This is a genomic window from Paeniglutamicibacter sp. NPDC012692 (assembly GCF_042901625.1).
GTDB lineage: Bacteria > Actinomycetota > Actinomycetes > Actinomycetales > Micrococcaceae > Paeniglutamicibacter.
In genome coordinates this window covers 36,723-56,667 of the sequence record NZ_JBIBDE010000010.1, presented here as the reverse complement: position 1 = coordinate 56,667, position 19,945 = coordinate 36,723, and the positions used below count along the sequence as shown (strand labels likewise).

Sequence of the window (19,945 nt, the reverse complement as noted above, 5' to 3'; positions counted from 1 at the left end):
TCCTCCTCGACTATTCCACGCAACACCGGATTCGTGTGGAGCTTGGCGGGTTTGGGACGGGAGGCCCGCTCGTAGGCCAGCACGTGGGCCGAGGTTGCCCGGTAGGCGGTGCCGGGTTTGGTGTTGCGCCGCAGCTCCCGGGAGACCGTCGAGGCGGAGCATCCGATGGCCTCGCCGATCCGCCGCAGCGACTGTCCCTGGGCACGCAGGATGGCGATCTCCTCGCGCTGGGCGAAGGTCAGGCAACGGCCCTTCAAATCCCTTCCCCGGCGGGGACGGACGCCGCCGGCCGCGACCAAGACGGTGCGCCCGGTGCGCCTGCTGGTGTTCAGGGGAATGACGGCATCGGTGATGAAATCGCCTGCCTGCATCCCCGCCCAAAAGACCTGCAGAAGATCTGGTCGGTAAAGGATTGAATATTTTCCCATGTCAACACCCATTCGCTAAGTGTTGCAGTCACCGCAAGAACCCAAGGTTCCGCTTACGGACGCGCAATCACAGTGAAGAGGACTTTGAACAGCCCGTGCATTTGCCGTTGGAAAAAGACAGCGGGGGCACCGCGCATGAAATGCACCGACAATGAAGACGACTGTGGACCGTATTGCGGTTCGGTGCAGATGACTCCTGACAAACCATGTATCCGAAGTCGGCTGCATTTGCCCCTAAATTCGGGAATCCCAATGCAGCCGACTTCGAAAAACGACAGAGTTCCTGGTTACCAGGTCAAATACGGTCGTTTTCGAGCTGAGCGCAGTGAAAGCTGCGCATTGCCCTTGTGTCGCTCTCGGTATGGCAAGGTAAGGAGGTGAATTTTGGATTCTTCCTTCTTGACAACCTCCTGCCACTGATGACTTTTCTGCTCGTGTATATCGGATTGTTTTCCGGGGTGATGGCGTTAATATATTCGCGTCGTCGTGCTCGCCAACTCGAAATCCAGGATCAGAACGAGTCGCTCGAATCAAAGCTCCGACTCCTCGGTCAGTCGGCGACTCGGGCAAGTTCTTTGGCGAAGCAGATCACCATTGAAATTGATGCCATGACCGCTAAGGCTATCCATGCAGAAGCAGCAGCAGAGAACGCTCAGAAAATCGCTGAGTTGTCCGATAAGGAGAGAGAAGCGGTAGCGGAAATGGTGCGGCGGGAGCTGGGAGGACAGTTGCAAGGCAGGGGAAAACGCGACTTCTGGACACAAGTTGCGTTAAGCTCCGTCTTCTTCATTCTCGGCATCCTTGCGTCCATCTTCGTGGTGACGCCTCTTGTATCAAAGCTCGCATGACCCAGAACGAGAGGCGTGCCCCATATCCAGGGCATGGACCGTCAAGTTTAAGTACGCAGCTCCGGGAAAGAACAGATTTCAATCATGGTGTTACTTCAAAGGCGAAGTAGGTGCCTGTTCGCTTGACAGGCGAGATGTAAGAAAAGCCACCGATTTCGAATCCATCTTCCCAATCGGGTCGCAAGGTAAAGCTGTGCTTTTCGTAAAATGATGCTGAAGCTCTTCCGTTATGCTCTTCTGCGAACCCGAAGAGCAAGAGCCCTCCCGCGTTACGTGTTGCCTGGATAGCATGTTTCAACAACGCCGTTCCAACCCCTTGCCCCTGATAATTGGGGTGCACCGCCAGGTGGCTCAAGAGGGTGTACTCGTGGGCCCAACGGATGGCTGCTGGCATTCCTATGGATTGAACTACCTGCTGGGTTCCAAGGTTGTTTCGGCTCAGTGTTAGTCCGCCGAGGAGCTTTCCCAATGGCGTGACTGCTACAAACACTTCTGACGGTTCCAGGTCTCCCGGACTCTCTGGTAAGACATTCGGAGACGCGGCAAGCACTTCTTCGTATAGCCGGGCCAGCAGGGACAGGTCACGGCGAGAGCCGGCCTTCTCTATGACGAAATTTGTCACGACTCATTCTCCTTGCAGTTGTCAGAACTATTTGTTCGATTCTTCCGCTCAGTACCGACAACTTGTTCGATTCCGGTCAACCTCTTCAGTTAATCTTCTACTGGTTGACGCTGGATGAGCCAGGCTCGATAGCCCAAACCTCGTCGGATACCGAGATCGCAATCCCGATAAGTGTTGAGGTTGACCCTTCCAATACTCGCGCCAATTGATGTGGCAAACTTCGCGTTCATCGCCCGTGCTTCTGCGTTGTCATCCTGGGTGGCAAGTGCGATGTCACGCCGTGGCCCTCGATCCGCAGCTTTAGCGAGCAGCTCTAAACCTATTCCGAGTCTCTGCGCTTCCTGAACAACCGCGACTTCGCGGATAAACAGCGGATCTGAATCTAGGAGACCCGGGGATGCAACGCAAAAACCTACATGAACGCCGTCGATTTCAGCTAGAAGGACCAGCCGCTCGGTAATTTCCGTGGCATTCTCTTTCACATCACGAATAGGCATGCGATGACATACGCGCTGCAAATCCCCCAATCGGCGGCCGTCTCGCACAAGCTCGGTCGCTTCCCGAATTGAAACCTCCGACGTCGAGAGGCCTGTCAGCTGTTTCTTCCACTCAACGATTTTTGGGTCTCTGCTGGGAGGAAAGACATGTTTTGCTGCCTCGTACTCGCTGTCACTCACAGGCCCGGGTACGTTCGATTCTTTCATTGAATGGTGTTGATCTACGTCTTTCAGTTGAGAGGTCATTTGCTCGTCCTTTCAGATGTTGGCTTAGCCTGCTTGGTGCATCGTTGCATGAATGCGATGACGATTTCGCGTTGGGTTTTGCCTTGCAGTGCTGCGTAGGCCTTGAATTCGTGGGCGAGTTCTTCGGGGACGTCGAAGTTCAGCCGTTTTTGCGGGGTTCCGTCCTTGGTGGGTTTGGCGCTCAACTGGCTACCGCTTCCTTGGCCAGTTTGATGGCCAGGTCGATGTTGGTGGGGTTCAGGCCGGACCAGTGGAAGTCGTCGTCGACCACGACGATGGGGGCCTGGGAGTAGCCAAGTTCCTCGGTGACGTATTCCAGTGCCGCCGGCTCCTGGGTCACGTCCACTTCTTTGAAATCGATGTGGGCCTCGGTGAATTTCTCTGCCGTCTTGCGGCATCCGAAGCATCCAGGTTTGGTGTAGATGGTGAGCGCCATTGCTCTGCCCTCCAGCTCTTTCGATGTACCATCATTCTGCCCTCAAATGAGGGTCTAATCCAGTGTTTTTCGTTGATATTTCGGGGTTTTTGACCGGTTTTCGTATCCTTAAAATGATCGCAATGTGGTGCCTGTTTTGGCAGTCAATGCCCGCTGGTAGACCCTGGCTGATGCCCGAGTTGGCCCGGTTCAGGAAGGTTGGACCTTGGGTGGGCCGGATGCCGGCCATGGCAGGTCATCGAGGGTCTGCCACAGCGCGGCACTGCCCACCGCGGTTCGGCTCATGCCCGGGGTCAGGTCCAGCGCCAGTGCCTGCAGGAACCGTGCCACCGTGTCGGTGGCCTCGACGTAGGTGGTGTGGCCGGCTTGTCCGGCCGCGAGGATCGCCGCGCATTTCTGCGCCTGGTACCGACTCAGGGCGACGGGAACGTCGTCTTGTTCGCCGTGCCCGGCGAGCAGCTCCTGGTAGTCGTCGGGGTCCAGCGGCCCCATGGTTAGGCGCCGTGGTTTTCGTCTTGGAGTTCTTCTTCGCGGAGGCGTTCGGCTGCGGTGCGGTATCCCTGCCCGTTGATGGCGTTCTGGGCCTGGGCCAGTTCCTCGCCCATCTGCGCGGCCAGCTTCGCGGCCCGGGCCAGGTGCTCGTTGGCCAGGGCGACGCTGGCGGCGGGGTCCTTGCCCTCGTATTCGGTGACGTCGTATTCCTGAAGGGATCTCGTGAGGCCCTGGGCGAGTTGGGTGGAAATCTGGGGCAGGAAGCTGCCAAGGTTCTTCAGGTTCCCCAGGATCCGGTACACCTCGGGGGCCGGGTGGGTGGCCCGGGTGAGGTGGGCCACGGTTCGCAGTGCGTCGTAGGCGTTGTCCGCTTCGTGGACTGCTTCGGGGGTCTGGTCATCTTCCATGTTCATGCCTCTCCTGGTTCCTGTGATTCGTGTTCTGTTCTCACCATACTGGTGGGGCACCAGATGCCCAGGGTTTCGCCGGTGTCATCGATCCATGTCACGTGCACCAGGTGCGGGGTGCGGGCGGTGACCTCGACCGAAATCACCGGGGTGCCGTTGGTGGTGGGGATCTCGGCGGTCGCCCGGTAGCGTGGCACGGGCTCGGCCGGCTCGTCGCCCGGGTGGAAGCGCATGAGAACGTACGCCGTGCCCTGGTGGGTGAAGGTGTCCGGGTTTCCCCGTGCCGGGGTGTCCGGGGCGCGCAGCGCCCCGGTGCGGCGGCCGGGGGAGCTTGCGTCGGGGACGTGCGCCGAAATCTGTTGGCGCGGCACCCAGGGTGGATTGTGGTGGATCTGCGTGTTCCGGGGCGGGAAGACTAGATCGTGACTCATATGTGCGACTCCCTTTTGGTGTGAGTGTAGCCGGGGTGGGGTGACGGTTTGAACCGTCACCCCACCCCGGCTGGTGGTTGGTGTTAGTGCTGGGTGGTGGCGCTGGCGGCCATGTGGCCGCTGAGGATCAGCCGGTTCAGTAGCTGGCTGAGCCGGTGGCCGGGGTTCGATTCGAGTGCGAGGCCCACGAACCTGCGTGCCTCGGTTCCCTTGCCGTCGATCCAGCGCGTCCAGCTGATCGCGACCAACAGGTCGGCACGGTGTTCGGTGGGGATGAATTCAAGGGCGGCATACAGCGCGTCTCCCCCGGCCTTCAAGAAGCCCCAATCCTCCGGGGTCTTCTCGCCCATCAGCGCGGCACCGATTTCCTCATGGTCGGTGCCGGTGGTGGCCAGCGAGGCGATGAGCAGGTCGCGCATCCCCTTGTTGCTGGAGGTTCCGGCCAGCCGTGCGGCGTGCTCGGGGCTGACCTTTCGGGTCTGCCGGTAACCTTCGATCATGTCGGTGAGCGTTCCGCGTGCCACGGCGAGCGTTTCGGCGCACCTTGAGTCCATGGCCACCGCTTCGCGGGCGAACCGCGCCAGCGGTTCCATGGGTGCGTTGGTGCACTCGGGAATGTCGGCGGCGAGCCTGGCACCCTGGGTGGTGGCCATCATGAGGGCCAGTGCCGTGTTGGAGGTGGCGACCGCGGAGAATTCGACCGAGTCGGTTGAATCTCCGTCGTAGTCCATCAGGTGCCCTGCGGTGTTGCGGATGACCGAACGGATGAAAGCACCCCGCGTGGGCGAGCGTGTCACCGAGGGCGCGGTACTGGGCGGTGGTCAGCCTGTATTCATATGGAATTAATTGCGGTAAAGGGTGCAGACTCAGCGATATGGACACCAAAAGATGCGCGGACCCCGGCGTTTTTGACTGAGGAGGATCCTAGGGAAAGTCCACAGATTAGGAATCAGACACACGGGGTCAGTGCCGTGACCAGGCAGCGTCGAGAAGAGACCGGCAACTAGCGCAGGTACAGATTGTGTCGGTGGCCGGAGTGAGCCGGTAGGTCGCTCCCACAGTTGAAGGCCGATACCCGCACGCAGAACTTGAACCAGCTTTCTGCATCAACTGCGCCGTGAGATTCCTGGTAGCGACACCAAGCTAAAACTTGAGCGGGCGGCCAGGGCTGACTTGGTTCAATCCGGTTGGGTACGGTTCCCCGCCGTTGAATTCTTCTTCGACACGCGTATTCATTTGTGAGATAGCCGCTTCAACGTACTCGGACATCGTGCGGTAGCCGGTCAGGTGCCGTGTCGCTGAGAAGGTGGCGCGAAGTCGCGCGTGCTCTTCCTTAGTCTGGAATATGCCTGTCTTGATCTTCGGATCATCAGCGGGTTCGGCTGGTGGCACGCCCTTATTCTTGACGGGCTCGACGATTTCGGTCTTGGGCGCCTCAATTGCTGGGGCTACGGGTGCAGGCTCAACGACAGGCTCAGGGGTCGGCGCTGGTTCCGGGGCTGCAGGCTGCAGCTGTACCGGGGCCAGGACTGGAACGGACACAACGTCGTCCGGCGCCACAGATACGTCGGCAAGCATGTCCGTCACAACGCTGGTGCGATTGGCTTTGCGCAGACCCCGAAGCTTGTTCGCGGCCGCGCTGCCGTCTCCCCCACGCAGAACTTCTTGACTCACGGGGCGGTCCTTTCAAGAATTTTGGAAGCCAACCTTGCCAGCCCGTCGAGTTCGAGCTTGCTGGTAGGGCCAAAGGATTTCAGTGGCTTCGACGCGGCCTGGGACTTCGCGAAGATCTCGCGATCCGAGAGCGCCGGTTCAAGCACAAAGTCTTGGTAATCGTTGCGCATCTGCATAATCCAACGATCCTGGTCAAGACGGTTTTTCTTCTTCTTGTTGATCACGATGCCCACGACATCGAGGTCTTCATTCAGGTTTTCTTGGACCTCAGCAATGGTCGTGACGATCTCGGTGAGACCTTCGACCGATGCAACGCGGGGTTCGCTGACCAGCAGCGCGTGGGTTGCGGCGGTGAGGGCGTTGACCGTGAGCAGGCCCAGGGATGGCGGGCAGTCGATCAACACGATGTCGTAGTTCTCCGACACGCCTCGAAGCGCGGTACGCAGACGTCGTTCCCTGGCCATCATCGAGTCACGCTCTCGCGATGCGAGGTTGCGTTCGGAGGCAATGAGATCAAGCTGGGGGTGATCGCCCTGCCAGGCTTCGCCAGCACGCAAGATCGCGTCACCTGCAACGCCGGCAATGATCTTATGATTCTGTGTCTCATCGCCATACAGCACGTCATTGAGGGTGAATTCAGGTTCGGTGATGCCCAGCGTTGAGGTGGTGTTGCGCTGCGGATCGGCGTCGATGACGAGAACTTTGAGTTTGAGATCCCTAGAGAGAACCTCGGCAAGACCGGTGACGAGCGTCGTCTTGCCGACGCCACCCTTCTGATTGCAAACAGCGATGATCCGGGATGCCATATAGCTACTGATTCTCCATGTGGTCGGTGCAAAATGTTCGCCGGCCGGTCAAGAGGGTACTAAAAATAACCCCTGTCGTCCGGCTACGACGGGAAGCGTTCACTGGAAACAATATGCCCTTATCCCCCTCTATACACAGCGAATCCACTCCGACACGCCGGAAACTGTTTCAGGTAATCGACAAATGGTTCATTTGGTGAAAATGGTACTAATGGAATCAACAGTAGAAATGGTACCTTTTCTACTGTTTAACGCCTCTGTTGAAGCCCGCATTCTCACTCGAGTCCGGCCGCGGACGCTTGATGTACCGCACATGGTAAAACCAGGCGAGAGGTCGCCGGGGGATTTTTCGCCTGATTCCAAGCGCGTCGAGGCGAGTTTTGAAATTTGGTACCAAGGGTATAAATGGTTCCATTGTTTCCATATTCACCATTAGTACTGTTCTCGGATCGCACCAAGGCGATTGGTAGTATTGGTTCCAGTGGTAGTAATGGTTCTATTTCTAGCATTGGAACTAATGCTTCCATCCCACCTTCAATGTCACTAATGGTTCCATTGTTTCCATATGCACCATTTCTGTCGACCTTGCTCCGGGTCGCGGATTGAGTTTCGACTTGATCCGGCACCGATAGTTCGACCGGGCGGAACGTTGCCATCGTTTCCACAGCTACCGGTACCCTGAAGATGCTGAGAACCTTGAGTTCTAGGGGCATATCTGGGGGTACCATTTCTACCAATAGTTCCTGGTAGTCCATCGGGCACAGTCGGGAACCATTGGTAGAAATGGTACCTTTACTGATTTTCGATTGAACTATTGGTAAAAAGGTTCCATTGTTTCCATAGGTGCCATTGCCTGGCGGGCGCGCTCCCCACTATTTGCTAGAGGGTAAAATAGTTCAATTGGTACCAATGATCCCTTGTGAACCACCCGCTCGGCGGCGGCCAAAGGTTTAAAAAGGTAGAAATATTTCCAATGTTAACAATGGTTCTATTTCTGCCAAGGGTTTCATTGCATGGCCAGTCGCGGTGCCAGCGGTATATCCCTCTAGGTGGAAATCTAGGTAAAATTGATCTGGGAATCTATTGGCCGCAGCAAACGGGAGGGCTACCTTCCGGTCCTTTATATCGGGGGACACGACTGCTAGGCCTCTAATGGTTCCATTAGTTCCTTTGGTACCTTTCGTTTCCATGGAAGTATTGGTACCAATAAAACCTTTGGCAGAATTGGAACCATTTCTTGCCGACGTAACAATTTCGGCTCGCCGTAGTGCTCGCTGCCGCGGCGTGGAGGGGGATCGGCGTTCTCTGAACTGGGGATGTTGAACCAGAAGGGTGCCCTTGAGAGACGGAGGATGGGACAAATTCCATTGGGAATGGTCACTCTACGATGAGCCCCCAGGCTGATCCGCGGACTGCTGGCGGTCTGGTTCTCGCCGGCTCAGTCGGCGGCGAACGCATTGCAGGCCGACGGTATCTTCTGGATGGCGGCATTGAGTGCTCCCCCACCCTTGCTCGTGCAAGGGTGGGGGAGTGGCTCCTGGGTGGGTTTGTAAAAAAGTAGAACAACCGACGCTATGGTTTAGATGCTCGTCGTGGCGGACTATATTTACCAGCTTTGATTTGGTTGGAACATGGCCAGGAGTATTCGAAGGTGCGCTTGATTTTATATCGTCCCGACGGTGAGTGTCCTGGTTGTTCGTCGGTTTTGGGGCAGAGGCTGCAGATCTTGAATGACACGGATCCAGGAAGCGTTGTGCCTGTTGATAACCCGTCGGTGAGGACGCTGAGACGGTGCCAGCAGCCATCGCCGCAGTGTACTCACGCACGCCGATCGGCCGTAACGCAGGGTAGCGGTCGTTCATGAGCACACCGATGAGAATGGCACGCCAGTACATGGAGGGCACTGCGGAGAGCCTTCTATGTGGGTGAGTGTGCCGATTCTTATTGACACTGAAGCAACGGCCTAGACCGGGCTCGATTTCAGAGACCAGATCATCCACGGTGAGCGCGTCACCAGAGACATAGATTTTCTCCAGCGCCTGTCGGTTCATCCACTGCGGCAGCGGCCTGTATCCATGAACCCACAGAAGTATTGGTATCAAATGGTGAAAATGGAACCATTACTACCATTTGACGTCAAGCGGCCTCACCGAACGCTATGTCGGATAGTGACCAGTCATCCGGCGGCCCTTCGAATGTTTCCCACGGGTAATCGTCATCGGGGGAGAGGAGCAGCAGTGGGCCAGACATTCGCTTGGCAAGCCATTCGCGCCATATCTGTCGTTGTGCACGGTACCGGAATATCAGCTCAGCGATGAGCTCTTGCACTCCCAGGGACTCAGCAAGGGATGCCAAGCTCGTTCTTTGCACCGTTTCCCAGCCGGTCGCGGTTTTTCGGGCAAGATTCCACGAGGAAAGAATCTCCAGCGCCTCGTGAACCGTTGAGCGGCCAATGCCGGTAAGCAGTGCCAGTTCAGAGGCATTGGCGGGGGAGTGCTCAAGGGCCTCATAGACGAATGCCGCGGGCATGCCGAGCTCCCTGAATACCGGACGCATCGAGTGAAGCTTCCCTTTTCGCCAGGAGAGGGCTTCGGCTCCAGAGCGGATGTGCTCCGGGATCACCAAGGTGTATTGGTCGGCGTTAACACCGAGGGCTTCCGCGCTGTGAGTGATCAGGGCATCTGGCTCATTTCTCAGTGATCGGAGGTGAGACGCAACCGTTGTCGGTTCAAGGCCAGATGCAATTGAGATTGAACGAACGCCGAATTCAATAACTCTGCTTCCACTCTTATGTGCAGCTTCACCCAGAGCACGCAGGATCATTCTCTTAGCCATACCGATCTTTCCAGAGGCATATCTGGATTCAACGATGCGCAGGGCAGAGCGCCAGCTACGAATGAAGCGGTGCTCGGCGGAGGGCGAGTTTGTGGGCACGGGGGCAGCACCCCCCTGTGATGCCGGCTGGCTTGTGTTGGTTTTCTGGACAGGCCTTTTTCCTGCCAGTGTTCCCGCGTATTTCTGGGCGGACGCCCAGTCGCGGTGCAGCGCGGTCTTTCGGTTGGTTCCCGAATAGCGGGCATAGAACTGTGCCAGGCCAGGCCAGGTGCCGTCGCTCATGCGGCGCTGTACCTCTATCAGTGGCATTCCTGCGCAGACGGCAGAGACCAGGACTGCTTGGCGTGCCTCCGACGGGCTGGAGTAGCGTGTGGTGTCGTAGAGACCTTGGCCCGCGATCAAACTCATTGAGCGAGACATGCGTGAGGTAGGAACAGGTGGGGGTACCTGTGCCGATTCGACGCTGGGCCGCGCGGCAAGGATTTCCGGAGACAGGTCTTCGAGCATTCTTTGGACGACTGCATCACCCGCCGGCGAGTTGAAGATCGAGGTGGCCATGGCGGGGCTCATCTCTAACTCTTGGAAGCCGCCTGATTTGTGCACACTGCCTGGGACGCGGATGCACCCATGCCGGATGTTCTGATGCGGGGTTGGGTCCAAGGTTGAGAATCGTCGTGCTAAAGCTTGGACGATGTCTCGTGAGGTATGGAACGGCAGGCGGCTTTGGAGCGGGACATAGACGTGTCGGCCGCCATTGGGGGAGTAATCCTGGATCCAGCGGGCTCCGAGTTCGTAGAGCCATTCGGTCACTGCTCGAACGTCATTCAGAACAGTGTCCAGCCCGCCCCTGGCTACGTCGAAGTCCAGGCACAGCGTTTTGCATGTGCCATCGGCGCCGTGAACGAGCACTGCGGCGGGTTGGGCTGGGCGCAGTGGTGTGAGGTCGCGCTCGTATCGCAAGGGGTAATTGCGTCCAGAATCGCGTGAAATCCGGACGCGCGGAGCGCCGGCTATTGCATGAGCGAAGGAAGACCAGAGGTATGCCGAGTTGTCGGCAAGTGCGACACGCGGGGCTTGTTGGACACACTGATCTGGCACGCCCACTGGGGGCTGTTGTACGATGGGGTTATTCCTCTCGGAAGGTACGACTGAGGCCCGGCTCTACGGACGGATTGACCGTCTCGCTGAACCGCTTCGGATTCCTTGTAGGTGAAAACTAAATAACTGTTAGATCGATACGAATCTTTTCTTTCTCTTAGCGGGTAAGAGGGATTGTTAGCGTCAGCTCAGTACCACTTGGATTCCCGTCCTTGTGGAGCTACAGAACTCTTGAGTTCCATAGCTGAGGTTCATGACGCTCCTATCAAAAGTTCTTCGTTCGTCCCGGCAAAAGAGGTACGAAGAACCCATACTTCGGAAGGGCCCGCGAAAGCGGGCCTTTTCGCTTTAAGCTGGTTGCTGGAGACGTGCTCCGTGCACATCGACGTCGCGTACAGCCTGGGCGATCAACGCTTCGACGTATTCGCTCACAGTCAGGTTGTTCGAACGCGCGGCAACATCCAGCTTCTCGCGGCACTCCACAGACACACGCGTGGCCACGAATTTACGTTCGCCTTTGTGGCGGCGTCCGCCTCCACGATTACCAGTTGCACTCATCGGCTCGTCCTCTGCTTGTGAATTCATCTGGGCCTTGTTCCTAGATGGTTCGGTCAACGGTGACTAGCAGGATCTGAGGTTGGCGCTACCTTGCGGGTTCGTCTGTTTCAGTTTCCTGCTACAGAAGAAATTACCATCGTGTGGTTCGTATCGCTTGCACCTGTTTCAGTTTCCGCGAGCCGCGGCAGTAAAGGTTCCATTAGGGAATATGGAACAAATGGAACCATTACCCCGTTGGAGGCCGTGAACAGTCGATTCCGAAGGAAAGTGGCTCAAAAACCATTGGTTCAATTGGTGTAAATGGAAGTAATGGAACCTTTTCTTCCATTGTTGCCTCAGAAAAAATTTTGATGTTTCGGGCGTGTCTCTACGTCACACGAATTCACGTGCGACTTGGGGGAGTCTCATTGCCAGATAAATGGCTGCCAGGATCAGTGCCCGGGGCTACAAGGGCGGACAGATCGTTTACAGAGCCATGCACAGGAATCACCAACCCGTCCGCGTCTGGGAATCTCAAGGAAAGAAACCCTGGAAACCAGGATATCCAACTCGCAACCACGCACGTACCCGGGATTTTCTCGGGTAGTTGAGAAATCCCGGAGCCGACGATGGCGGTATCACAGAAAACAAGGACGCGACGATCGAAAAGGGGAGCAGAACACCGATTAATCTTGGCCCGAAGATCGCAGGGTGGCCCCGGTATCGCGGCCAGAAGCACTCAGAGTCCGACCGTGGCACCGTTTGAAGCCAGAGCCGGAAGAGCGGCCTGTGCGCTTCTAAGGCTGCCCCTGCGGCTTAAGCGTGCCGACTCCTGCAAATCAGTCAGTAGCCACAGTCACGGCAAATCTTCACGCCGTTCATCTCGCTGGCGACTTGGCTCCGATGCCGGACGGTGAAGCATTCCCCACATATGAATTCGTCATCGGCCCGGGGCACGATTTCGACAACAAGTTCATCGAGGACTATGGCGCCCGGGAGCTCCTGGCCCTCAGAGAGATCGGTTTCTTCCAGATCGGATTGGACGCTTTTGGCGTTCGGTGCGTCCATCTTCTGGACGTCCTTGAGGGTGCGTTCCGACGCTTCGGCAACGTCCGGGCGGGCTTCGTCGTAATCCTGGGCCATGGTGCTCTTCCTGGTGGTGCTGACGGTTGCCGAAATTCTAGGTCCCGCGGCGTGTTCCGGGCAATTTGATAAACGTACCGCCTTTTTGTGTAACCGATCGGGGACAAAATTTTTGTGCAAACTTCTGAACTGAGTATGCTTTCGCGGGGACGTGAACTACGGGACAGGCGTGAATTGCTGGGATGCAGCCAAAAAGCTCTTGCCGAATCCATCAGTACCTCTCGAAAATTTATCGTGGAGCTGGAAGCAGGCAAAAAGACATCGAAGACCTTCGCCGGATTGCCAATGCGCTGCGCATCATCGACCCTCCGGTCTCGTGCGGATCGGCTATGCGAAATACGGTGAGGATTCCGTCCCGCTCTCTGCGTCCCGGGAAAACTACGAGGTCCTGGCCGAAGTGGCCATCGCCGCGGCTTCAGCCTTGAAGCGGCAGCGAAAGGCTTTCATGGCCGCACGGTGCGAACTAGAGACTTTATGCCTAGTCAATCAACTATTTTGAATAACCGATAACGTACCTTATGTAAAGTGGAATTTATTCTAATTTACGCTTGTATTAATAGATGTCAGTCCGCTCTCAATGTCATTATCAATTTTCTCATTTAATTGGCCATAGATCAACAATCCGCATCACCAATCCATGCGGTTTCGGCAGCCCGGTGATCTTCCCCCAAAACTTCACCGCCGCTTATTCCAAGACTCCGACCTCGTGCCGGACCACTTCACTAGCTGGTGAGCCCCAGGCAAACGTCACGGCGTTCAGAGCGAAGCCGATCGCCGCGGATTCGGGATCCGTCATGCGCATTCCGCGCATAAGGTTTCGACGCCCAGATATTAGTTAGATACGACGGCGCCGATACACGGTGCCATCCACCGATATCAGGACCCGGTGACCAAAAGTGTGCATGGTCCTTGGTGCCTCGCAACCGATCCCGATCGCAAGGCTTCATGAAGCACGACGGCCGCTCGACGCATAACGAAGAGCAACATGCACTTGGCCGCACTAATCCTTGTTCTGCATCGGTCGTATCATGGGTGATCGGCTAGATTTGGTGAGCAAGCTCCTGGATGGGAAGTAAATGTGCCTCTGACTAAGACGGAAGTTGAGCGTTGGCTCAACTCGGTCGCGCCCGGGGTCGGATTGACGGTGCTGTCAAAAAAGGCCGGCTTCTCCCGAATCCGCATCATCCAGCAACTCACGGGCGACCGGGTCCAAGAGGAAACGATCATCAAGGTCTCACGCGTCCTGGACATAGACCCCCTCGAACAGCTGCGTTCGTTCAAGGGCTACGAGCACCTTGAGCCTTCCCGTCCCGATCGGCGCGAAGTGGACGCCTTCATCCGGTGGGAGCACCTGCTGCGCGCGTGTGCCGCGATCGAATTCGCCGAACCCGTCACCGAATCGTCCCTGGGTCCGATCCATTTCGGGGAAACCAGCCGGCAGTGGATCGACAGCATCGACCCCGACGGCGGGTTGCGCAAATACCTGCAATCGACCGGCCCGATCAGCAACCCGGGGCTGTCGAAAATGTTGAACGGGGCCCTGCGTTTTGACCTGGCGTTGCTCGCCGCCCAGTACGCGAATGTTCCGAGGGTTTCGGCCCTGGTGGCGTCCCACCTGCTGACTCCTGAGGAGGCGGGCTGGGTGGTTGACGAACGCGTGCAGTGGCTCCAGGGGCTGGGAAAGGTGGAACGCCTGCAGCTGGTGGAAACACGGATTCATGCCGCACTTGTGCGGGAACAACGAAGTCAGGACTTTATCAATCATCTGGGGTGATGAATATGGGTAACTGGATCGCAGGCGCTCTGGCCGTGGTCTTTAGCGTCTTGGTCATGGCGAGGGCTCCCGGCGCATTGCGGGACCGGGCCAGGGTCCGGGTGTGGCTGGCACACCTGGTGATGGCTCTGGTGTTGTGGCTCAGCGTCACCCCCGTCTATATGGGGGCCGACGCCCTTCTGGGTGGCCGGAACATCGCCAACCTGGTGTCTCACTTCGGCTTCTACCTGATGTTCTGGCTGGGCGGGTCCGAAGTCGCCTTGGGCATCGGGCGCCATGACCTCTATCGGCTGATTCACGGACCTGTCGGCACACTGATTCTTGGCGGCGGCGCCGCGGCCATGACGGCCGCGTTCATCCTGGCTGCACCGGAATACTCGGCCATGGGCCTGAACCCCTTCAGGGATGACCCGATGATCGTCCTCTACAAGGCCCTGAGCTACCTCTACCCGGCATTCGTCGCGGTTCTCCTGGCCAGACCCCTGCTGCGGGCGTCTCTGGAGTGCACCGGGCTGTCGGGATCCGCGATGCGGTTGATGTCCATCGGCTTCACGCTCGTGCCCCTGGTTCCCGTGGCGCACCTGGGTGAGTTACTTGCCCCCGGTTACGCGATGGTCGTTGACCTGGTCCTGTATCCCTCGATTGTCCTGGTCGCGACCGGCACCACCCTTGCATTCATTGCCCGCATCCGGTGCAACAGAGGCGCCTCACCAGTGCGCGGGTACCAGAGCGAACACGCCGACTAGGGCGCCGACGACGGCCCCGGCGAATACCTGGTTGGTGGTGTGGTGCCGCAGCTGGATCCGCGACCAGCTGACCACGGCCACCATCGCCACGGCCAGGTGGGGTCCGAAGGCCAGGTTTTCGAAGGCATGGAGGAAGACGAAGGCGGCCACCGCCACGTGAATGGAAATCTTCCACGCCAGGGTGATGCCGCCGGTGACCAGCATGCCGATCAGGATCAACAGGACCTCGCGCAGCAGTACAGGTTCGGCGTGCGTCATGACCAGAAGCGCGAGGCCCAGCAGGATCGAGGCCAGAGCGGTGAGCAGCAGCGGCCAACGTTGTTCGCGTCGGGTCACATGGACATCGCTGACCTTCCCGGTGGTTCGGGCCCAGCCGAGGGCCGCCCACGGGATGAGGGTGGTGAATGTCGCGGCCAGGAGCGCCTGTCCCCACGAAACCTGGGGAAACCTGAGCGGGGTCAAAAGCATCAGCGCGGTGACGAGTACCGTCGGGGCAAAGACATGGGAAACCACGCGTGGCAGTCGAGGCGTTGCCGGGGATCTCGTCGGTGCTGTCATGGTTCGTGGCTTCCTGTGATGGGGCGCTCGTTTCGGAGCATTGCGGGCCTGAACCCATTCTGGTCTGGTTTCTGCTGCCGCACCGGATTCGTTACTCGGCGTTCCCCGCATCGGCGGGGCCCGCGCCCTGCCGGGGGTATTCCTCGTAGGTGTAGTCGCTGATTCTCCATCCCGCGGGAGTGCTTGCCATCGCAAGGCTGTAGAGACGGATTGAGGTGCCGGGTGTGGTGTGACCTGCTTCGTCGGTCCAGTCCCATGTGACTTCGTAGGCTCCGGTTCCCGGGACGATCGAATCGGTTCCCTCCAGCGCAATGACATGCGGTACCGACACGCTGCGGGGGTGGGCGAACCATTCTCCGCTGGCGCCGTTGCGCGCCGGGGCGGTGATCGAGCCGGCCAGTTCCGCGGTGAAGTAGGGGCGGGCGCGCAGGTCCGCCGCCGTCCGGGTGGTGTCCGAATCGGTATACCAGGTCGTCATGACCTTCAAGGCCTCGAGCGCAACCTGTTCCCGGGCGGAATCCGGAGGACCGGACGAACCGGGCGCCGGCGATCCGAGGACCGGGTCGAGCGTCGATGGCTGGGGTGATGATGCGGGCCCGGATGCGCAGCCAGCCAAAAGAACGAGTGCCGGGGCGCCGAGCAGTGCGCGGCGTGTGAGGATCATACGATGCCCTTTTCGACGAGTATCGGGGTCGGGTCGATGGTGTCGGCATGGATCATGTGCTGCTCGTTCGATTCGGGTTTGATGACCTGGAAGTGCAGATGCGCCGCCGTCGAGTTTCCGGTGTTTCCCTCGATGCCCAGGGGCGTTCCGGCTTCCACGTCTTGTCCCGGGCGAACTTTCATGGATCCGACGGCGAAGTGGTGGAAGTCGAAGATGTAGCCGGGCGCCCACAGACACCTGGCCATGATGCGTGACCCGTATCCCGGGGCGAGTTCCTGGACCAGGGTGATGCGCAGCGGGGTCGGCGCGATGACCGTGGCGCCCCGACCCGTGGTTCGCCCGCGCCCGGTGGAGAAGTCAAGCCCGAAGTGGAAGGTCGTCCAGCGGTTGCAGCTCGCACCCGTCGGGCACGGCCTGGGCCCGAATCCGCTGGTGAGCCGGCCCTGCGGCAGGGGATGGATCCATGTCCCCGCCCCCGGCCGCAACTCCGGCGGGCCGCTGCCGGCGCAGTCGGCACTGTAGATGCGTTGGGCCAGATCAAAGATCTTGGCCACATAGCTTCGGGTCTCGCGAAACGGCGGGATTCCCGCGTACTTGAGCACATTCCCCGGGCCCGCGTTGTAGGCGGCGAACACCAGCCGCCGAGGGTCCTCGCCCTTGACCCCGGCGACGGCGCCTTGCAGGTCGTGCAGGTAGCGGCCTTGGGCCTCGATGGCCGCGAGGGGGTCAAAGGGATCGGCGCCGCGCCCGTAGTGTTCCCAGGTGCCGGGCATGAACTGGGTCAAGCCCCGGGCACCGGCCGGGCTCACAGCCTGGGGGTTCCACCCGGATTCGGCCTCGATCTGGGCTGCCAGGAACTCTGCCGGGATGCCTGCCACGATCGCTGCGGCCTGCAACGCCGGAACCCACTCCTTACGTGCCACGGCCTGGACCCGCAAGCCTTCCCCGGTGGGCGTGCACACGGGGCCGATATCTCCGGTGTCTTGGCCGTTGTCCCGTGCCGGGCCCAGGAGGAGCGGGATTGCCAGGCCGCCGAGGAGTAGCCCCGATCCCCCGCCGATGAGTGTTCTGCGACTGACCATTGCGCCACAAGCCTTCACAAAAAAGTTTCATCTCGTTGACCTAGAGACTATCTCTAAGTGGAATGTTACTCTAGGGCCACGAGGTATAAGGAGGTCATCATGACCGTGGAACCTGACTGGCCGGGATCGGCTCGACGACGCACTGCAGCCGTGACCGCACTCAAACCCCTCACGGAACCGCCGGAAAAACCACCTGACCAGAACATCCAGCCAAACGGCCAGACACCACCCCAACCGCCCGCCGGATTGGTCCGGGGACGCAGGAGCGCCGCCGTCCTCAAGGAAGAAAACGTGGACCAGCAGCTGCCGGCCGGCGACGGATGGCAACGATGGGCCAGGACTCTCACCGCGGGGCTCTGGAATCCCCCGGCTGGCCACGCCGAGCTAGAACGCCGCAGCGACATTTCCACGATTCAACGGGTGTTCCCGCGCCCCATGACCGTGTTCGTCACCCAACCGCTGGGCGGGGCCGGCAAGACGATGACCAGTGTGGGCATCGGCTCCACCTTCGGCATCCACAGCACCCTGGACACACTGGTCTGGGACAACAACGAAACGATGGGGACCCTGGGCATCAGGACCAACTCCAACGGTTCACGCACCACCATCTGCGATCTCCTCGAAGAGCTGCCCAAGCTGCAGGCGGAACACACCCGCAAGGGCGACCTGTCCTTCTATACCCGCCACCAGGGAAACAACAGGTTCTCGGCCCTGATCTCCGATGAGGATCCCGAGCGGATGAAAATGATCGGGAACGCCGAATTCAATGCCATCCGCGCGGTGGTGGAACGCTTCTACAACATCGTGGTCGTGGACTCGGGAAACAACACCCGCGCCGAAAACTGGCTCGCCTGCCTGGATGAAACGGACCAGCTGGTCATCCCCGTGACGCTGAAGCAAAACTCCGTCGCGTCCATGCTGCGGATGATCGAGCAGCTCGAGTCCATGAGCTATCTCGAGGGCGTGCCGCGTTACGAGGAACTGTGCCGCCGCGCGGTCGTCGTGGTCACCCCGAGTTCCCAGCGCACCCAGGCAAGCCCGAAGGAACGCGGCCGCCTGCGGGAGCTCATCGCCGAGGCGATCGGGGACCGCGGACACATCGTGGACATCCCCTTCGATCCGGCCCTGGACACCGGGGCCATCATCGATTGGCAATTGGTCAGCGATGAAACCCGCAGGGCCTTTGAACGCGTCTGTGCCCGCATTGCCGAGGGGCTCTATGCCTGGGCGGTGGACGAGAAGAAGAACCCGGCATTGAAAGGAACACGGAGCTGATGATCACGCACCCGACTCTCACCTCCCTGCTGGCCCTCGGCCTCACGGCCGCCGGCCCCAACCCCCTGGACGGGGTCTCCCCCAACCTGGAGCTGTTGGGCGTGAAGTTCTCCAACATGGTCACCCTGGTCCTGGGCGCCATCTGGGCCCTTGCATTGGCGGCCATCGCCGCCGCGTTCCTCTGGAACCTGGCCAAGTGGGGCATGGCCGGGCAGCGCGGGAACATCGATGACGTCGAGGACGGCTCATCGGGGGCCAAGCGTTCGGCCATCGCGTTCTTTGGCACGGCGATCGCCGGGATCATCCTGGGCGCCCTGCTGGCCGTGGCGGGAATGCTGTAGCCATGACCCGGAAGCGTGCACTGCTCATCACGGTCCTGGTGCTGCTGGTCGCCTCCGTCGTCACGGCGAGCATCATGCTGTCCGGCAAACGCGCCACTGAACCAAGTCCCGGTGCATCGCTTGGCACCAATGCCGAGGGCTTCGAGATCTCGCCGGTGAAAGCCGGCGAAGGAGGCACGAAGTTGGGTCCCGACGGGGTGACACCCATCGGGTATCCGCCGACGTGTGAGGGCGCGTATGCGGCAGCCATCAACTATCGCAGAGCGATCCAAACAACCGATTCAAAATGGGCAAAAACGCGCGAAACACTTCTACTCGTTTCGGCTGATCCGACGGCTCTAGGTTCAAGGATCGAAATCACTGATGAGCTTGTGAAGAAATACGGTCTCAAGGACTTCGTTTCTGCTGACGTTCAGACACTTGGGATATTCAAGCCTTTGAACTGTGAGGCGGGGAAAATTGTTCGAGTGATCGTGTCAGACATCAGCACGCTCCGCTATCCCGATACCAGCCCGTCTGTAATGCTCCAGGCCGCACCATTGGAAGTGCTCTGGCAAGACGGAGATTGGAAGCTTGGTTCTCTGACAAATATCACCGCATCCGAATCGCTCAGTCTTGAATTGCAAACGGATACCGTTCCCGAGGTATCCAAAGAGATCATCGACGCGCTATTCACCGCCGACGATGGCCAGGCGATCAGTCGCGAAGGGTGGATGGTGGTGAACAATGCAGCGCATTAGATTCTTCAAGATGCTGGCTTTGGTCTTCTTTGCCGTTTTTGCAGTCCAGCTGACGACGGCGCCCGCTGCGTTGGCTGTTGACGAGGTTCCGGCAAGCATGACTCCGGACCAGTGGAAGAGGTTCCAAAAGCTGGATCCCGTGCAGAAACTCGAAATCAGGGATTCCCTCATCAAGGAAAACGCCAAGGAACGGTGCGGAGATTTCCTGTTCTACAGCCTCCTGGGCAAGGGGTCCGGCTGCGAAGATCTGGTGAGACGGGCATCG

At 59.1% G+C, this 19,945-nt stretch carries 24 protein-coding genes; 7 read left to right on the top strand and 17 right to left on the bottom strand.

Features of this window, described 5'->3' with window-relative positions; genetic code table 11:
* Nucleotides 1–428, bottom strand: a 428-nt coding sequence (locus ACFY5D_RS21440) for a transposase (protein WP_387534507.1), incomplete at its 3' end; no start/stop codon positions are given.
* A 377-nt stretch (nt 429–805) separates the two neighbouring features.
* Between ACFY5D_RS21440 and ACFY5D_RS21435 the strand changes: the two genes are divergently transcribed.
* Nucleotides 806–1,276, top strand: coding sequence for a hypothetical protein (locus tag ACFY5D_RS21435; RefSeq protein WP_387534506.1), 471 nt, complete (start codon nt 806–808; stop codon nt 1,274–1,276).
* A gap of 82 nt (nt 1,277–1,358) precedes the next feature.
* Here the strand turns inward: ACFY5D_RS21435 and ACFY5D_RS21430 are convergent, their stop codons facing one another.
* From ACFY5D_RS21430 to ACFY5D_RS21370, 13 genes are all read right to left on the bottom strand, one after another.
* Entirely contained in the window at nt 1,359–1,898 is a 540-nt protein-coding gene (locus ACFY5D_RS21430) for a GNAT family N-acetyltransferase (protein ID WP_387534504.1), read from the bottom strand.
* Between the two features lie 89 nt (nt 1,899–1,987).
* A complete protein-coding gene (locus tag ACFY5D_RS21425; protein WP_387534502.1) occupies nt 1,988–2,641 on the bottom strand; it encodes a GNAT family N-acetyltransferase in 654 nt (217 codons plus the stop codon).
* Nucleotides 2,638–2,826, bottom strand: coding sequence for a hypothetical protein (locus tag ACFY5D_RS21420; protein WP_387534500.1), 189 nt, complete (start codon nt 2,824–2,826; stop codon nt 2,638–2,640). Before ACFY5D_RS21420 ends, ACFY5D_RS21425 begins: the two co-directional genes overlap by 4 nt.
* Nucleotides 2,823–3,077, bottom strand: coding sequence for a glutaredoxin family protein (locus ACFY5D_RS21415; protein ID WP_387534498.1), 255 nt, complete (start codon nt 3,075–3,077; stop codon nt 2,823–2,825). Before ACFY5D_RS21415 ends, ACFY5D_RS21420 begins: the two co-directional genes overlap by 4 nt.
* Nucleotides 3,078–3,266: 189 nt before the next feature.
* Complete coding sequence (locus ACFY5D_RS21410) at nt 3,267–3,569, bottom strand: hypothetical protein (protein WP_387534496.1); 303 nt, start codon at nt 3,567–3,569, stop codon at nt 3,267–3,269.
* Between the two features lie 2 nt (nt 3,570–3,571).
* Nucleotides 3,572–3,982 carry a hypothetical protein gene (locus tag ACFY5D_RS21405; protein ID WP_387534494.1) on the bottom strand — a complete coding sequence of 137 codons (411 nt, stop codon included), beginning with the start codon at nt 3,980–3,982 and terminating at the stop codon, nt 3,572–3,574.
* A complete protein-coding gene (locus tag ACFY5D_RS21400) occupies nt 3,979–4,407 on the bottom strand; it encodes a hypothetical protein (RefSeq protein ID WP_387534492.1) in 429 nt (142 codons plus the stop codon). The genes ACFY5D_RS21405 and ACFY5D_RS21400 overlap by 4 nt, the downstream gene beginning before the upstream one ends.
* An 83-nt stretch (nt 4,408–4,490) precedes the next feature.
* A complete protein-coding gene (locus ACFY5D_RS21395; RefSeq protein WP_387534490.1) occupies nt 4,491–5,204 on the bottom strand; it encodes a DUF4192 family protein in 714 nt (237 codons plus the stop codon).
* Between the two features lie 346 nt (nt 5,205–5,550).
* Nucleotides 5,551–6,081: a hypothetical protein gene (locus ACFY5D_RS21390; RefSeq protein WP_387534488.1), complete on the bottom strand. Its 531-nt coding sequence runs from the start codon at nt 6,079–6,081 to the stop codon at nt 5,551–5,553.
* Nucleotides 6,078–6,887 carry a ParA family protein gene (locus ACFY5D_RS21385; RefSeq protein WP_387534486.1) on the bottom strand — a complete coding sequence of 270 codons (810 nt, stop codon included), beginning with the start codon at nt 6,885–6,887 and terminating at the stop codon, nt 6,078–6,080. The genes ACFY5D_RS21390 and ACFY5D_RS21385 overlap by 4 nt, the downstream gene beginning before the upstream one ends.
* 2,136 nt (nt 6,888–9,023) lie before the next feature.
* The gene (locus ACFY5D_RS21380; RefSeq protein WP_387534484.1) at nt 9,024–10,280 is read right to left on the bottom strand and encodes a MarR family transcriptional regulator; all 1,257 of its coding nucleotides are present in this window, start codon (nt 10,278–10,280) and stop codon (nt 9,024–9,026) included.
* 888 nt (nt 10,281–11,168) lie between these two features.
* Complete coding sequence (locus tag ACFY5D_RS21375; protein ID WP_387534482.1) at nt 11,169–11,405, bottom strand: hypothetical protein; 237 nt, start codon at nt 11,403–11,405, stop codon at nt 11,169–11,171.
* A gap of 795 nt (nt 11,406–12,200) precedes the next feature.
* Nucleotides 12,201–12,500 carry a DUF4193 family protein gene (locus tag ACFY5D_RS21370; protein ID WP_387534480.1) on the bottom strand — a complete coding sequence of 100 codons (300 nt, stop codon included), beginning with the start codon at nt 12,498–12,500 and terminating at the stop codon, nt 12,201–12,203.
* Nucleotides 12,501–12,635: 135 nt separating this feature from the next.
* Here ACFY5D_RS21370 and ACFY5D_RS21365 point away from each other — a divergent pair, with 135 nt between their 5' ends.
* From ACFY5D_RS21365 to ACFY5D_RS21355, 3 genes are all read left to right on the top strand, one after another.
* A complete protein-coding gene (locus ACFY5D_RS21365) occupies nt 12,636–12,845 on the top strand; it encodes a helix-turn-helix domain-containing protein (protein WP_387534512.1) in 210 nt (69 codons plus the stop codon).
* 733 nt (nt 12,846–13,578) lie between these two features.
* Nucleotides 13,579–14,274: a hypothetical protein gene (locus tag ACFY5D_RS21360; RefSeq protein ID WP_387534478.1), complete on the top strand. Its 696-nt coding sequence runs from the start codon at nt 13,579–13,581 to the stop codon at nt 14,272–14,274.
* Nucleotides 14,274–15,020: a hypothetical protein gene (locus ACFY5D_RS21355; RefSeq protein WP_387534476.1), complete on the top strand. Its 747-nt coding sequence runs from the start codon at nt 14,274–14,276 to the stop codon at nt 15,018–15,020. Before ACFY5D_RS21360 ends, ACFY5D_RS21355 begins: the two co-directional genes overlap by 1 nt.
* Here ACFY5D_RS21355 and ACFY5D_RS21350 read toward each other — a convergent pair.
* From ACFY5D_RS21350 to ACFY5D_RS21340, 3 genes are all read right to left on the bottom strand, one after another.
* On the bottom strand, nt 14,982–15,578 hold the full coding sequence (locus tag ACFY5D_RS21350; protein WP_387534474.1) for a hypothetical protein: 597 nt from the start codon (nt 15,576–15,578) through the stop codon (nt 14,982–14,984). The two genes, ACFY5D_RS21355 and ACFY5D_RS21350, sit on opposite strands and share 39 nt — an antisense overlap.
* Before the next feature lie 91 nt (nt 15,579–15,669).
* A complete protein-coding gene (locus tag ACFY5D_RS21345; RefSeq protein ID WP_387534472.1) occupies nt 15,670–16,242 on the bottom strand; it encodes a hypothetical protein in 573 nt (190 codons plus the stop codon).
* Nucleotides 16,239–17,324, bottom strand: a complete 1,086-nt coding sequence (locus ACFY5D_RS21340; RefSeq protein WP_387534470.1) for a transglycosylase SLT domain-containing protein — start codon at nt 17,322–17,324, stop codon at nt 16,239–16,241. The genes ACFY5D_RS21345 and ACFY5D_RS21340 overlap by 4 nt, the downstream gene beginning before the upstream one ends.
* A 99-nt stretch (nt 17,325–17,423) precedes the next feature.
* Here ACFY5D_RS21340 and ACFY5D_RS21335 point away from each other — a divergent pair, with 99 nt between their 5' ends.
* From ACFY5D_RS21335 to ACFY5D_RS21325, 3 genes are read left to right on the top strand one after another with little or no spacing between them, the layout of a single operon-like run.
* The gene (locus ACFY5D_RS21335; protein ID WP_387534468.1) at nt 17,424–18,599 is read left to right on the top strand and encodes a MinD/ParA family protein; all 1,176 of its coding nucleotides are present in this window, start codon (nt 17,424–17,426) and stop codon (nt 18,597–18,599) included.
* Entirely contained in the window at nt 18,599–18,940 is a 342-nt protein-coding gene (locus tag ACFY5D_RS21330) for a hypothetical protein (protein ID WP_387534466.1), read from the top strand. The genes ACFY5D_RS21335 and ACFY5D_RS21330 overlap by 1 nt, the downstream gene beginning before the upstream one ends.
* Before the next feature lie 2 nt (nt 18,941–18,942).
* Nucleotides 18,943–19,680 (top strand): hypothetical protein, encoded by a 738-nt coding sequence (locus ACFY5D_RS21325; RefSeq protein ID WP_387534464.1) that lies wholly within the window; start codon nt 18,943–18,945, stop codon nt 19,678–19,680.
* Nucleotides 19,681–19,945 lie beyond the last annotated feature (265 nt).